This is a genomic window from Acinetobacter sp. V89_7 (assembly GCF_029967895.1).
GTDB classification, from domain to species: Bacteria; Pseudomonadota; Gammaproteobacteria; order Pseudomonadales; family Moraxellaceae; genus Acinetobacter; species Acinetobacter soli.
In genome coordinates this window covers 351,479-365,026 of the sequence record NZ_JASCAJ010000017.1, presented here as the reverse complement: position 1 = coordinate 365,026, position 13,548 = coordinate 351,479, and the positions used below count along the sequence as shown (strand labels likewise).

General features: G+C 41.1%; 15 protein-coding genes. 11 read left to right on the top strand and 4 right to left on the bottom strand.

The genetic code is table 11. From position 1 onward, the window contains the following. The first annotated feature begins 1 nt into the window (after position 1). The 10 genes from cyoB (at position 2) to alr (ending at position 8,305) form a co-directional block, all read left to right on the top strand. Complete coding sequence (gene cyoB / locus QLG00_RS02955) at positions 2–1,993, top strand: cytochrome o ubiquinol oxidase subunit I (RefSeq protein ID WP_004938895.1); 1,992 nt, start codon at positions 2–4, stop codon at positions 1,991–1,993. Positions 1,994–1,997: 4 nt separating this feature from the next. Next, on the top strand, positions 1,998–2,618 hold the full coding sequence (gene cyoC, locus QLG00_RS02950) for a cytochrome o ubiquinol oxidase subunit III (RefSeq protein WP_004938897.1): 621 nt from the start codon (positions 1,998–2,000) through the stop codon (positions 2,616–2,618). Further along, on the top strand, positions 2,618–2,944 hold the full coding sequence (locus tag QLG00_RS02945; RefSeq protein WP_004938898.1) for a cytochrome o ubiquinol oxidase subunit IV: 327 nt from the start codon (positions 2,618–2,620) through the stop codon (positions 2,942–2,944). The genes cyoC and QLG00_RS02945 overlap by 1 nt, the downstream gene beginning before the upstream one ends. Before the next feature lie 10 nt (positions 2,945–2,954). Further along, positions 2,955–3,833, top strand: coding sequence for a heme o synthase (gene cyoE / locus QLG00_RS02940; protein ID WP_151745947.1), 879 nt, complete (start codon positions 2,955–2,957; stop codon positions 3,831–3,833). A 185-nt stretch (positions 3,834–4,018) separates the two neighbouring features. Then, positions 4,019–4,405, top strand: coding sequence for a 30S ribosomal protein S6 (rpsF, locus tag QLG00_RS02935; protein ID WP_004938902.1), 387 nt, complete (start codon positions 4,019–4,021; stop codon positions 4,403–4,405). Positions 4,406–4,416: 11 nt separating this feature from the next. Next, complete coding sequence (gene rpsR, locus QLG00_RS02930) at positions 4,417–4,644, top strand: 30S ribosomal protein S18 (protein WP_004928375.1); 228 nt, start codon at positions 4,417–4,419, stop codon at positions 4,642–4,644. Positions 4,645–4,652: 8 nt separating this feature from the next. Continuing rightward, entirely contained in the window at positions 4,653–5,099 is a 447-nt protein-coding gene (gene rplI / locus QLG00_RS02925; protein ID WP_004938905.1) for a 50S ribosomal protein L9, read from the top strand. Positions 5,100–5,193: 94 nt separating this feature from the next. Beyond that, positions 5,194–5,493 carry a TM2 domain-containing protein gene (locus tag QLG00_RS02920; protein WP_004938907.1) on the top strand — a complete coding sequence of 100 codons (300 nt, stop codon included), beginning with the start codon at positions 5,194–5,196 and terminating at the stop codon, positions 5,491–5,493. A 266-nt stretch (positions 5,494–5,759) separates the two neighbouring features. Beyond that, positions 5,760–7,205 carry a replicative DNA helicase gene (gene dnaB, locus QLG00_RS02915; RefSeq protein WP_004938909.1) on the top strand — a complete coding sequence of 482 codons (1,446 nt, stop codon included), beginning with the start codon at positions 5,760–5,762 and terminating at the stop codon, positions 7,203–7,205. Positions 7,206–7,231: 26 nt separating this feature from the next. After that, the gene (gene alr / locus QLG00_RS02910) at positions 7,232–8,305 is read left to right on the top strand and encodes an alanine racemase (RefSeq protein WP_282470473.1); all 1,074 of its coding nucleotides are present in this window, start codon (positions 7,232–7,234) and stop codon (positions 8,303–8,305) included. A gap of 39 nt (positions 8,306–8,344) precedes the next feature. Here alr and QLG00_RS02905 read toward each other — a convergent pair whose 3' ends face one another. The 4 genes from QLG00_RS02905 to QLG00_RS02890 are packed head-to-tail and all read right to left on the bottom strand — an operon-like array spanning position 8,345 to position 12,044. Next, complete coding sequence (locus QLG00_RS02905; protein ID WP_282470517.1) at positions 8,345–9,079, bottom strand: proteasome-type protease; 735 nt, start codon at positions 9,077–9,079, stop codon at positions 8,345–8,347. 15 nt (positions 9,080–9,094) lie between these two features. Continuing rightward, positions 9,095–9,874 (bottom strand): transglutaminase family protein, encoded by a 780-nt coding sequence (locus tag QLG00_RS02900; RefSeq protein ID WP_151976402.1) that lies wholly within the window; start codon positions 9,872–9,874, stop codon positions 9,095–9,097. After that, positions 9,871–10,473, bottom strand: a complete 603-nt coding sequence (locus QLG00_RS02895) for an alpha-E domain-containing protein (RefSeq protein WP_025094465.1) — start codon at positions 10,471–10,473, stop codon at positions 9,871–9,873. The genes QLG00_RS02900 and QLG00_RS02895 overlap by 4 nt, the downstream gene beginning before the upstream one ends. Before the next feature lie 20 nt (positions 10,474–10,493). Beyond that, positions 10,494–12,044 carry a circularly permuted type 2 ATP-grasp protein gene (locus tag QLG00_RS02890; protein ID WP_282470472.1) on the bottom strand — a complete coding sequence of 517 codons (1,551 nt, stop codon included), beginning with the start codon at positions 12,042–12,044 and terminating at the stop codon, positions 10,494–10,496. Positions 12,045–12,267: 223 nt separating this feature from the next. On the opposite strand from QLG00_RS02890, the gene QLG00_RS02885 reads away from it, so the two are divergent. Then, the gene (locus tag QLG00_RS02885; RefSeq protein ID WP_004938928.1) at positions 12,268–13,266 is read left to right on the top strand and encodes a WYL domain-containing protein; all 999 of its coding nucleotides are present in this window, start codon (positions 12,268–12,270) and stop codon (positions 13,264–13,266) included. Positions 13,267–13,548: the final 282 nt, after the last annotated feature.

Below are 13,548 nucleotides of genomic sequence, written 5' to 3'. Positions count from 1 at the left end.
CATGGATATGATTTTTGGCAAACTGGGTTGGGATTCTATTCCAACAGAGCCGATTGTACTCGTTACCATGGTCATTATGGCAATTGGTGCAATTGCTGTTTTTGGCGGGATCACTTACTTTAAAAAGTGGGGATACCTCTGGAATGTATGGTTTAAAACTGTAGACCATAAAAAGATTGGTATCATGTATATCATCGTATCCGTGATCATGCTTTTGCGTGGTTTCGCAGATGCGATCATGATGCGTCTTCAACTTTTCCTCGCCCGTGGCGGTGGTGAAGGTTACTTGCATCCAGACCACTACGATCAGATCTTTACCGCACACGGTGTGATCATGATTTTCTTCGTGGCGATGGGTCTTGTAGTGGGTATGATGAACATTTCTGTTCCACTACAGATTGGTGCACGTGACGTAGCATTCCCTTTGCTTAACTCTTTAAGCTTCTGGTTATTTGCTGGTGCGGCTGGCCTGATGATGGCTTCGCTTGTACTTGGTGAGTTTGCTGCAACAGGTTGGATGGCTTACCCGCCTCTATCTGGTATTCAGTATTCACCAGGCGTAGGTGTTGATTACTATATCTGGGCGCTTCAGGTTTCTGGTTTAGGTACACTTTTATCTGGTGTTAACTTCTTTGTTACCATCATTAAAATGCGTGCACCAGGCATGAAACTTATGGACATGCCAATCTTTACCTGGACATCTTTGTGTACTGCGGTACTGATTATTGCTGCATTCCCTGTGCTAACAGCAACTCTAGCTATGCTAACGCTTGACCGTTACTTTGGCTTCCATTTCTTCACAAACGAGCTTGGCGGTAGCCCAATGCTATATGTGAACTTGATCTGGACATGGGGTCACCCTGAAGTATATATCTTGGTACTTCCAGCATTTGGTTTGTATTCAGAAATTGTTGCAACGTTCTCCCGCAAGACACTTTTTGGTTACAAATCAATGGTGTATGCAACAATTGCAATTACTGTGCTTGCGTTCGTCGTTTGGTTACACCACTTCTTTACTATGGGTGCTGGTGCCAACGTTAACGCATTCTTCGGTATCATGACCATGGTCATTGCAATTCCGACTGGTGTGAAAATCTTCTCATGGTTATTTACCATGTATAAAGGTCGTATCACTTTCGAAACGCCAATGCTTTGGACAATCGGCTTCTTGGTTACCTTTGGTATTGGTGGTCTGACCGGTGTTCTTATGGCTGTACCGCCAGCAGACTTCTTGGTTCACAACTCCCTGTTCCTTATCGCTCACTTCCATAACGTTATTATTGGTGGTGTGGTATTTGGTATGTTTGCAGGTATCATTTTCTACTGGCCAAAAATGTTTGGCTGGAAGCTTAATGAAGCTTGGGGCAAAGCAGCGTTCTGGTTCTGGTTCTTTGGTTTCTATTTTGCATTCATGCCGCTTTATATCCTTGGTTTCATGGGTATGACTCGTCGTTTGAATACATATGACAACCCTGAATGGGACCCTTACTTGGCTATTGCACTCTTTGGTGCCGTGCTTGTTGCAATCGGTATTGCATGTTTCTTGATGCAAATTATTGTAGGTTTCCTACAACGTCATCAAAACATGGACCATACAGGCGATCCATGGGATAGTCGTGTGCTCGAGTGGTCTACCTCTTCTCCTGCTCCGTTTTATAACTTTGCTAAAATTCCTGAAATCCGTGGTATTGACACGTTCTGGACTGACAAAGAAAACGGTGTAGCGTATGCACGCCCGACTAAATATGAAGACATTCATATGCCAACAGACCGTGCAGCTGGCTTTGTTATGGCGATGTTTATCAGCGCTATGGGCTTTGCACTTATCTGGCACATCTGGTGGCTAGTAGCAGTAACGTTTATTGCTTCAGTTGTAAGCCTGATTCGCAGTTCATTCACAAAAGAAGTGGATTACTACGTACCTGCTGCTGAAGTTGAGCGTATCGAAAACGAACGTTACGCGTTACTTGAAAAACACTTGAAGAAGGACTAAGTAAATGGCTGAAGTACTTCATCACGAAAACCATGGACACGACGATCATCATGAACATGATGATACGGACTTAACGGTCTTTGGTTTTTGGACATACTTGATGAGTGACTTGATTTTATTCGGTACACTCTTCATCGCGTTCGCTGTATTGAGCAGCCATGTTCCACCAGGCACACCAACAGCACACGATTTGTTCAGTGAATCATTAGGTTTTGTTTTAACTGAAACATTTGCCCTCTTGATCTCATCTGTAACGTTTGGTTTTGCGGTTCTTGCATCATACAAAAAGAACGTCAACCAAGTGATTGTATGGCTTTTTGTCACCTTCATTTTTGGTGCATCGTTCATTGGTATGGAACTTTATGAATTTCATCATTTAGTTCACGCTGGACATGGTCCGAGCACAAGTGCGTTCTTATCTGCGTTCTTTACCTTAGTAGGTACGCACGGTATTCACGTAACTTCTGGCTTGGTGTGGATGCTTGTTTTGATGTATCAAATCAAGACACAAGGCCTCACTTTACCAAACACCCGTCGTCTTGCTTGTCTAAGCTTGTTCTGGCACTTCCTTGATATCGTATGGATCTGTGTATTCAGTATCGTTTACCTAATGGGAGTTCTCTAATGAGTCATGATCATAATGCTTCTGGCGCTTCACATGGTAACTTCAAGCAATACACGATTGGATTCATCCTATCAGTCGTGTTAACCATTATTCCGTTTGGAATGGTTATGGCTGGAGGGTTTGGTCGTGGCCTACTCATGACTGTAATCGGTATTACTGCCGTTGCTCAGGTATTGGTTCAACTTGTGTTCTTTTTACACATGAATACCTCATCTGAACAACGCTGGAATCTTATTGCATTTATCTATACCATTTTAACGATTGCTATCTTGCTAGTCGGTTCGGTATGGATCATGAATTACCTTCATTTCAACATGATGATCTAAACTGATTGTCATGCTGAAAAAGTATTTATTCCTGACAAAACCAGGAATTCTGTTTGGTAATTTCATTACCACCTTGGGCGGCTTCTTTTTAGCCGCCCAAGGCCATGTAGATTTCCTTTTACTTATCCTTACTCTTCTAGGAACCACTTTTGTTGTCGCCTCTGGTTGTGTGGTCAATAATGTGATTGATCAAGATATCGACCAGAAAATGGAGCGTACACAAAATCGTGCCTTAGTGAAAAAAACCATTTCTCCTACTACTGCACTCATTTTTGCCTTGGCTTTAGGTTTAATTGGGTTTGGTATTTTATGGTTTTGGGTAAATCCGTATTCATTTGCATTTGCTTTTATTGGTTTTGTTGTTTATGTGGTGCTTTATAGTCTTTGGACGAAGCGCACATCTATTCATCAGACTATCATTGGCAGTGTCTCTGGAGCATGTCCGCCGGTTATTGGTTACACGGCAGTGAGTCAGCAATTTGATGTTGCGGCATTGCTTGTATTTTTGGCTTATGCGCTGTGGCAAATGCCTCATTCTTGGGCCATTGCGATTTATCGATTTGATGACTACAAAAATGCTGGGATTCCCATTCTTCCTGTTGCACGTAGCGTCTTTCGAACCAAAGTGGAATGTTTAATTTACATTGTACTTTTTGCGGCGGTTTTAAATGGACTGTACTGTTTTGGCTATACCAATATTTTCTTCCTGATCACCTTTAATGCACTCAGTGCATACTGGTTATATTTGTCGATTATTGGTTTCAAGGCAGAAAACGATCAACTCTGGGCAAAGCGTTTGTTTCTCTTTTCTGTAATTTTGATTACGTTATTGAGCTTAAGCTTTAGTTTTAGTTATCAGTCCCCTGCTCCAAATCTTCCTCTCTTTTAATAAGAGAGGATTATTTTATATATCATCAGAAATAAATCACGTCGTTTTTGCTAATTCATTTGTTTTCAATACCGTTATTCTTTATAATCTAGCCTCGCTATTTTGCGACATGGCTTTTTAAGCTATGACTCCTTGCTTCTGACCACAATATGGTTAGGGGCTGTTTAAACCGTAAGGAGCTGACAATGCGTCACTACGAAATCGTACTCTTGGTACATCCAGACCAAAGCGATCAAGTTGTGGGTATGGTTGAACGCTATATCTCACAAATTAAAGAAGCTGAAGGTCAAATTCACCGTCTAGAAGATTGGGGCCGTCGTCAATTGGCTTACCCAATTAACAAGATTCATAAAGCACACTACATTCTAATGAATGTTGAATGTGGTCAAACGACTCTTGATGAGCTTGAAGAATTGTTCCGTTATAACGATGCAATTATTCGTAACATCATTATCCGTCGTGAAAACGCAATCACTGAAGAATCTTTACTTGCTAAAAGTGCTGAAGAAAAACGTGCGCGTAAAGCTCAACGTGAAGAAGCACAACAAGCTCAAGAATCTGCTGAAGCTTAAGGAGAACATCAATGGCACGTTTTTACCGTCGTCGCAAGTTCTGCCGCTTTACAGCTGAGAATGTTGCGTACATCGACTACAAAGATATCGACACTTTAAAACAGTACATCACTGAAAACGGCAAGATCGTTCCTAGCCGTATCACTGGTACTAAAGCTCGTTATCAACGTCAACTCGCGCTTGCGATCAAACAAGCTCGTTACTTGGCTTTGATTCCGTACACTGACAACCATAAGTGAGGTGAGCTGTGGACGTTATCTTATTACAACGCATTAAAAACCTAGGTAAACTTGGTGACAAAGTATCAGTTAAAGCTGGTTATGGCCGTAACTTCTTGATCCCTCAGGGTAAAGCTGTTGCTGCAACCGAAGCAAACACTGCTGCTTTTGAAGCTCGTCGTGCTGAACTTGAAAAACAAGAAGCTGAAGTTTTGTCTTCTGCTCAAGCACGTGCTGATCAATTGAACGAAGTTAACATCGTAATCACTGCGAAAGCTGGTGACGAAGGTAAACTATTCGGTTCAATCGGTACTCGTGATATTGCAGACGCATTAACAAATGCTGGTCTTGCAGTTGACCGTGCTGAAGTACGCCTACCAAACGGTGCGCTTCGTCACACTGGTGAATTCAACATCGCAATCCAATTGCACCATGATGTTGTTGCAGAAGTTCTCGTTACAATCGTATCTGAGTAATTTTTGCTTCACAAAAAAAGCATGCTTTTTAGCATGCTTTTTTTATTATTAAAATGATGAATTTTTACACGATGATTTATAGATGGTAATAACGATGAAAAAGAAAAATCGAATTGTTGCTCTTATTCTTGCCATGTTCTTTGGAATTCTAGGGCTAGATCGCTTCTATCTTGGAAAAAAACTGAGTGGTTTTTTAAAATTAATTACGCTAGGTGGGCTGGGGTTTTGGTGGTTTATCGACTTCACTCTACTGCTGATCGATGCATTTCTTTATTCTCTTGGGAAAGATACTGGATTTGTCAAAGATGCAGCTCATAATAATCTTCGTTATGGGCTTTCGCTTTATCGATTAAAACATGGTAAGTTTGAAAAAGACTGGTTTGCCAAGCCTTAAATTCTATTTTACTCAAAATAAGCATGAAGAGATTGAATATCTCATCTCTTCATGAATGATCGAATAGAGATCACCTTCAATCATCTTTTCCCTTAATACCACTGCACAATCTACCTCAGTGTTTTGTGTGCTTATCATCAAAGTGTTGATTGAATAGACTATTGTACTGCTTACACAATTTTCAATGAATTTATTTGTCCTGTTCCGCTGCATTTGCATTAAGATAGGCACTTGGTTTTTGGTTCATCTTTTTATTAGGTCTTGCTATGTCACAGGCGAATGCCAATTTTACAAAAAATTCTCCAAACACAGAGAGTAAAGTGAGTGACTCAGGTCAGTTAAAAGAATTTCGTACCCCACCGCATAATTTAGCTATTGAACAAGCTGTTTTGGCAGCCTTAATGACCGTTGCCGAATCTTTTGAACAAGTGGGTGACTTACTCAAAGAAAATGATTTTTATGCGACACGCCATAAATATATCTATCGTGCTATTGAAAAATTAGCCCTTGAGAACTCTCCGTACGATGCTGTATTGGTCAATGACTGGTTACTCAAACAAAATCTACTCGATGCCATTGGCGGTGAAGAATATTTAATGCAACTAATGGCAGATTCGCCATCGAGTTTTTACAATCTTGAAACCTATGCCAATAAAATTAAAGAGTTTTCAACACTTCGAAGCATGATCAAGGTCAGCAGTGACATTTTACAAAATGCCTATGACACCAAAGGTCGCCCGGTCAGCGAAATTTTGGATTTGGCTGAAACCAATATTTTTTCGCTGGCCGAACAGCACAATAACAACAAAAAAGATGCAGGCCCAAAATCGATTAGCTCGGTAACCGCAGATGTCATCACCAAACTCGATGAACTATCGAAACTTGATGGCAATATTACCGGGCTATCTACTGGTTTTCTTGAGCTTGATAATAAAACCTACGGAATGCAGTCTGGCGATATGATTATCGTGGCCGCACGTCCATCAATGGGTAAAACTACTTTTGCCATGAATTTGGTCGAAAGTGTACTTTTCAACTGTAATTTACCTGCGTTGGTATTTTCGATGGAAATGCCCGCAGATTCGATTGCCATGCGTCTGATTTCATCTTATGGCAAAGTGCATCAAGGACATTTACGTTCGGGCAAGCTCGACGGCGATGAATGGTCGAAGGTCACGGGTACAATTTTACAACTTCAAGAAAAGCATTTGTACATCGATGACTCCTCCGCACTTCCACCCACAGAAGTTCGTGCACGGGCTCGACGTATTGCCAAACAACATGGTGGTAAACTCGGCTGTATCATGATCGACTATTTGCAGCTCATGAAAGTTCCGGGCATGGGTGACAACCGTGTAGGTGAGATTGGTGAAATTTCGCGAAGTTTAAAAGCACTTGCCAAAGAGATGGAATGTCCTGTGATTGCACTATCTCAGCTCAACCGTAGTTTAGAAAATAGACCCAATAAACGTCCAGTCATGTCAGATTTGCGTGAATCGGGTGCGATTGAGCAGGATGCCGACTTAATCATGTTTATTTATCGTGATGAAGTCTATAACAAAGAATCTAAAGAAGCAGGCACCGCCGAAATTATCATTGGTAAGCAACGTAACGGCCCAATTGGTACTGTGCGATTGGCTTTTGAGGGACAGTACACACGCTTTAGTAATCTCTCGCCAGAGTATTACAGCCAATACGATGACGAAGAGTAAGTTAGATTTGCAAGGGAGTAATCAGGGTGCGTCAAGCGACAGTCTACATCGACCAAACAGCACTTCAGCATAATTTTAATCGTGTTAAAGCGCTGGCACCAAATGCCAAGGTGGTGAGTATGGTCAAGGCCAATGCTTATGGGCATGGTGTCAAAGACTGTTTAGATGCCTTAAATGCCACAGATTCATTTGGGGTGGCGTGCTTGAGTGAAGCCTTAGAAATCCGACAAGCTGGCTATCAACACCCTGTGACACTCATAGAGGGCGTGTTTTCAGAACAAGAAATGCCTATTGTACTTCAGCACCGATTCGAATGCGTGGTTCATCAGGCTGAGCAATTAAACTGGCTGCTTGCTCACAAAACCCAATATAACGCGCAAGGACTTAAGGTCTGGGTCAAACTCAATAGCGGCATGAACCGCTTGGGTTTTAAACCAGAAGTGATTGTAGATGTAATTAAATTACTACAATCTGAAGGTTTTCACTGTATTTTAACTATGCATTTTGCCAATGCAGATGAGCCTGATCATCCCATGAATCGGCAGCAGATCGACACCCTGCTGAGCATTCAATCTCAATGCGCACCTATTGAGCTCTCGTGCTGTAATTCAGCCGCGATCTATAACTGGCCAGAGTTGCATTTTGATTATGTCCGCCCAGGTATTATGCTTTATGGTGCAAGCCCATTTGCAGATCGAAGTATAGAAGAATTAGGCCTGAAACCAGTGATGCGTTTAACTGCCAGTGTGATGGCAATCAATCATCTTAATACGGGTGATCGTGTTGGTTACGGTTCACTATTTACTGCGCCCCATGCAATGGACATTGCCATCGTTTCGATTGGCTATGGTGATGGCTACCCGCGTGCCTTTATTGAACAAAATTATGTTTCAATAAATGGCCAATTAAAGCCACTAATTGGTCGCGTGAGTATGGATATGCTGGCTATTGATATCACAGATGAACAGATTGAACTTGGAGCAGAAGTCGAATTGTGGGGCGAAAAACGCTTGGTCGATGATGTAGCTAAAGCCAATGGAACGATCGGCTATGAACTGCTGTGTCGTCTTACCCAACGTCCACAGCGTCAAAAAATTTAAATTGAGCTGACTGCATTTATCTGGAATAAATTTAAGTCTTTATTCCAGATAGTCTTCTTCAGGTTTAGGAATTTCATGTAGACCACGGCGCAAAGTCTCAGACCATTGTCGGCTGATCTTTTGAAAATACTCATCTTGTTGAGTGATTCGTTTTCCTCTTGGCATTTTCAATGTATCCACACGATAAACCAGCAAATCGAGTGGCATACCCACAGATACATTTGATCTGAGCGTCGAGTCAAACGAAATTAAGCTACAGCGTACAGCTTCATCGAGTGGCATATCGTAGGTAAGCGCACGGTCTAGAATCGGCTTACCATATTTACTTTCCCCAATTTGAAAAAATGGCGTATCTTTAGTGGCACAGATAAAATTCCCTTGAGGATAAATATGATATAACTGCATTTCAGTATGACCAATTTGTCCGCCTACCAACAAGTTACAATAATAATTACTTTGTTCTTGTGTATCATCGGTCACATCTGCAATGATTTTACGCAAAGTACGCCCAACATGCTGCGCCACCTCAAACATGGTATTGAGCGTATAAATATTTGGCTCTTCTTGCAACGTTAACTGATTACGCAAATGTCCAATCACCGCCTGAGTCGTTGCTAAATTCCCGGCAGTTTGAATCGCAATAATACGATCCCCTTCTTTACCAAAAGTATAAAGTTTGCGAAAAACCGAGATTTGATCCACACCTGCATTTGTTCGTGTATCACTGATAAACACCAAACCATCTTTTAAACGTAATGCACAACAATAGGTCATATATTCCACTTCCATCTAACACGCCAACACTTGCACCGTTGATATCATCTTTTCAATACCCCCCTTTTCACGAATCCCCCGTACAGGAGCGGCATCAAAATAATCACGTCCTATTGCAACATAAATTAACGTGTTTGGCTCAAAAATCTGATTACTGACATCGAAACAATGCCATTTTTCGTCAAGATACACTTCCGCCCATGCATGACTGGCCAAGTGCGGCGAATTATTATCATACAAATAACCAGAAATATAGCGCGCAGGTAATCCAAGCGCCCTGCACATTGCCACCATAATGTGGGCATGATCCTGACACACACCATTTTTTAACTCAAACGCATGCTCCGCAGTGGTTTGCACTGTTGTCGATTCAGGCAAATACGAGACGTGACTTAAGATACGTTCACTCAAAACACGCAAACTATTGAGCGTTTTATTACTCATAATAGACATCGCAAAGTCCAGCATCTCAACCGAGCATTGTGTTGCAGGTGTATGTTGCAAAAACAATTCCACAGGTAGGTGCAGTGCATGGTTTACACCACTTCGAGGAGACAACTCAATTATACCCTGCGCCATAATGGTTAGATTCAGATAATTAAAACGTTGCGACGAAGTCATCCAAATATTATCAAAGATATCGCGCTGAACATCATGTACACCTGGGACACTAATGTCCCAGTTATGTACAGTTTGATGCGCTGAACTTTGGGGAACCATCTTGATATACTGGATACTGTTACACGCCATTTCACTGTAATGGTAATGGGTTTGATGGTTCACCATTAACTTCATGCAGTTCCCTCAAACATTAACTGCAATTGATCGCCAAAGTGATAAAGTGACATGGTGTCTGGAGACTGCTTCAATGAAATCCAAGCATCATCAAGTGCAGTCCATCCCAATTCATTTAATAGCCCTACAATCACATCGATTTCATTTAATACCGCTGATGGGTCTTGTTTAAACCGTATCAGACTGTCTAGCAGTTCAAGCTTTTGACCCAAACTAAAAAACAAAAAGACATCTTCAGATTCAGACTCCAGCAGCTCATTACATTCCGAAACAACATCGCATATATAACCCGGCTGACTACTGGCATTTTTCACTAGTTGAATCATTTCAGCGTATGTATTTGCACTCAATACGGCGCGCAGTTCATGAATATTATCGCGTGCCACTGCAAACTGGCTCATTAATGAAAATTGCTGTTCAGGATCAAGTGCCAAGGTGTTGAGTGATGCAGCATCATAAGCTGGCAAACAAAACGCATGACTAAAATCAATTGCCTTTTGATCGTCCGTAAAAGGGAGTTTATTGCAAAAGTACTGGATGCGCGTTAAATAGCGCCCTAACCAAAAAATATTATTCGCGTTTGAACTAAGTAAAATCATAAAGTTCCTTCCTGATTTAGTTAGGAATGCAGTGCATCAACAACCCACGTATCTTTAATTCCGCCACCCTGTGAAGAATTAACCACAAGAGAGCCTTCTTTCATGGCAACTCGGGTTAAACCACCAGGAACAATTTCAGTGCGATCAGGTGAAGTCAGTACAAATGGTCGTAAATCGATATGACGTTCAGCAATACCATCCTGAGTTAATGTCGGAGCAACCGATAGATCGAGTGTAGGTTGAGCAATATATAAATGCGGATGCGCAAGGATTTTTTTTCTAAATTCGGAAATTTCAGCAGATTCAGCTTTTGGCCCAATCAACATTCCGTATCCTCCCGAGCCCTGAGCCTCTTTAACCACCAGACGCTCAAGATTACCAAGTACATAGTCTAGATGTTCATCCAGGCGGCACTGGTAAGTCGGGACATTCTTTAAGATTGGAGTTTCATTCAGATAAAATTTAATCATGTCATCGACATACGGATAAACCGATTTGTCATCGGCCACACCCGTTCCCGGTGCATTGGCAATCACCACACGATTTTTTAAATATGCAGACATCAAACCTGGTACACCTAAGCTACTGTCAGGTCTAAATGTAAGCGGATCTAAAAATGCATCATCGATACGACGATAAATCACATCGACACGTTGACGACCACGTATCGTCTTGACATAAACCGTATCGTTTTCAACATACAAATCGCGACTAGTGACTAAAGGAACATCCATTTCTCGAGCGAGAAAGGCATGTTCATAGTAAGCACTATTAAATCGACCCGGTGTCAATATCACAATTAAAGGATTATCCACATTTGCATTTTCGGCCAGAATCGCCTTGAGCACTGTTGGATATTGTTCGATTTCATGTAGCTTGTTTGCAACACAAAGTTCTGGCATCAGTTTTTTACTGATTTTTCTGCTTTCCAGCATATATGAAACGCCAGAAGGTGTACGTAGATTATCTTCTAAAACAAAAAACTCACCTTTTCCATCTCGAATAATATCGATACCGCTAATTTGTGAATAAACCTGCCCTTTTAAACTATGGTTCAGCATATGTGGCTGAAAAGCTTCGTGGGTCATAATTTGTGTATGCGGTACAATACCTTCTTTGAGTATATTTTGATGGTGATAAATATCGTCTAAAAATAAATTAAGTGCCTTAACCCGCTGTTCACAACCTGTAGAAATTTTTTCCCATTGTTTTGTTTCAATAATTCGTGGAATAAGATCAAATGGGATAGTTCGCTCTGTTCCTTCCTGATCGCCATAAACCGTAAACGTAATTCCTTCATACAAAAAGTGCTGCTTCGCATGATTATTTAACTGTTTTAACTCCTCCAATGAATGAGTCGATAGCCATTGTTCAATTTTTTTTGATGCTTCTCCGTTAGACGTTACATCATCCAGCATCTCGTTAAAAAACTTAGATTTAAGTTGATCAAAAAGATTTGTGCTTACGCTAAGCTGGTTCAGAAACGAAGGCTGGGTTGATAAAACGTTGGTCAATTTTTCTTTCATATAATGCTCACTTATCGTATGCAAGTCTTTCTCTTCTTCTAACATACAGACCTCGCCTTTCTCGTTTACTTATTTTATGACTAGCAAATATGATGCCATTTCGCTGTCTCTTTGTGTTTCTTGTCTTACATAATGAACCGAGTTGTGATGTATTTCATCTATTAACCTGTATCAAAATATAGGCAATATTGTTCTTACATTCTTGCCAAACCAAAATAGTTTTTTTAAGGTGTAGGTAATTAAAGTATTTTGTTTGATTTAGTCGCTTATGTCTTCACAAGAAAAAGAAACATCGAATAGCCTCTTTCGCCAGTGGCACATCTTATCACGACTCTCGACCGGAAAATGGATGGGCACACGTGAATTGCAAGAAATTTTAGAGCGTGAAGGCATTGAAATCAGTTTGCGTACCATACAGCGAGATTTAAACCAGATTGCACAACGATTTCCAATCGAAAGCAATAAAACCGTTCCTCAGGGATGGCGCTGGCGAGCAGATGCACCGCTACAAAGTTTACCGCACATGACCAGCTCTCAGGCCGTTACGTTTATGATGGTGGAACAGCATCTCAAACATTTACTTCCACCCAGTTTGATCGATGAAATGAACCCATGGTTTGATCTGGCTCGTCGAAGCCTGTCTACTCAAAATAACGTCAGACAGTGGATCAATCGCGTTCGGATTGTACCTGCTAGCCAACCTCTGATTCCACCCACTGTCGACAAGCAGGCTCAGCAGGCAATTTACGAAGGTTTATTGCAAGACAAGCAAATCGAATGTATTTACACACCACGCAATATTCAGGCAGATGAAAAAACCTATATTTTAAATCCACTTGCATTGGTTCAAAAAGGTGCAATTATTTATTTGATCTGTACTCGTCATGGTAAAAGTGAAGTGCAAACCTTTGCCTTGCACCGTTTTAAATCAGCAACTGTACTGAATTCGCGCGCTTTGCACCCCGTCGATTTCGATATCGATGACTACATTGAGTCGGGTGCCCTTGGTTTCCGTTTTGATTACAGTAAACCGACCGAGATGATTCAGCTCAAACTCACCGTTAATGAAAGTACGGCGCAGAGCTTTTACGAAAGCCAGCTTACCAAAGAACAGCATATTCAGATGATCGATGAAAATCTGTATGAAGTGAGCGCTGAAGTGCCGTTTACATCACAATTGGTATGGTGGCTCAGAAGTTTTGGTAAAAAACTCATTCATATTGAACCAGCCGAACTTCATCAAGCCGTCAATGAAATAGAAGAATAAAAAAAGAGAGCAACTATGCTCTCTTGAAAATCGTTTTTATTGCTGTTCTTAGTTTTGCGCTGTCAGTTTTTATTGTACAGAACTTGCCACATGAAGCCCCGCTCTTCAGTGTGACACCCGTAATACGTGTTAAGCCATACATGAAAAACAGCATGCAAGGTCATAACCGTTGTAACGAATGGATTTCATGGTCATAAACATTACCTCTTGCTTTAGAATGTAAAGACACTATAGAAAAAATTTGATCAGATGAAAAATAAGAAAAAACGCACAGAATATGCA

Coding starts and splice junctions, on each gene's coding strand:
- cyoB (WP_004938895.1), top strand. CDS start 2: ATGGATATGATTTTTGGCAAACTGGGTTGGGATTCTATTCCAACAGAG.
- cyoC (WP_004938897.1), top strand. CDS start 1,998: ATGGCTGAAGTACTTCATCACGAAAACCATGGACACGACGATCATCAT.
- QLG00_RS02945 (WP_004938898.1), top strand. CDS start 2,618: ATGAGTCATGATCATAATGCTTCTGGCGCTTCACATGGTAACTTCAAG.
- cyoE (WP_151745947.1), top strand. CDS start 2,955: ATGCTGAAAAAGTATTTATTCCTGACAAAACCAGGAATTCTGTTTGGT.
- rpsF (WP_004938902.1), top strand. CDS start 4,019: ATGCGTCACTACGAAATCGTACTCTTGGTACATCCAGACCAAAGCGAT.
- rpsR (WP_004928375.1), top strand. CDS start 4,417: ATGGCACGTTTTTACCGTCGTCGCAAGTTCTGCCGCTTTACAGCTGAG.
- QLG00_RS02920 (WP_004938907.1), top strand. CDS start 5,194: ATGAAAAAGAAAAATCGAATTGTTGCTCTTATTCTTGCCATGTTCTTT.
- dnaB (WP_004938909.1), top strand. CDS start 5,760: ATGTCACAGGCGAATGCCAATTTTACAAAAAATTCTCCAAACACAGAG.
- QLG00_RS02905 (WP_282470517.1), bottom strand. CDS start 9,079: ATGACCTATTGTTGTGCATTACGTTTAAAAGATGGTTTGGTGTTTATC.
- QLG00_RS02900 (WP_151976402.1), bottom strand. CDS start 9,874: ATGAAGTTAATGGTGAACCATCAAACCCATTACCATTACAGTGAAATG.
- QLG00_RS02895 (WP_025094465.1), bottom strand. CDS start 10,473: ATGATTTTACTTAGTTCAAACGCGAATAATATTTTTTGGTTAGGGCGC.
- QLG00_RS02890 (WP_282470472.1), bottom strand. CDS start 12,044: ATGTTAGAAGAAGAGAAAGACTTGCATACGATAAGTGAGCATTATATG.
- QLG00_RS02885 (WP_004938928.1), top strand. CDS start 12,268: ATGTCTTCACAAGAAAAAGAAACATCGAATAGCCTCTTTCGCCAGTGG.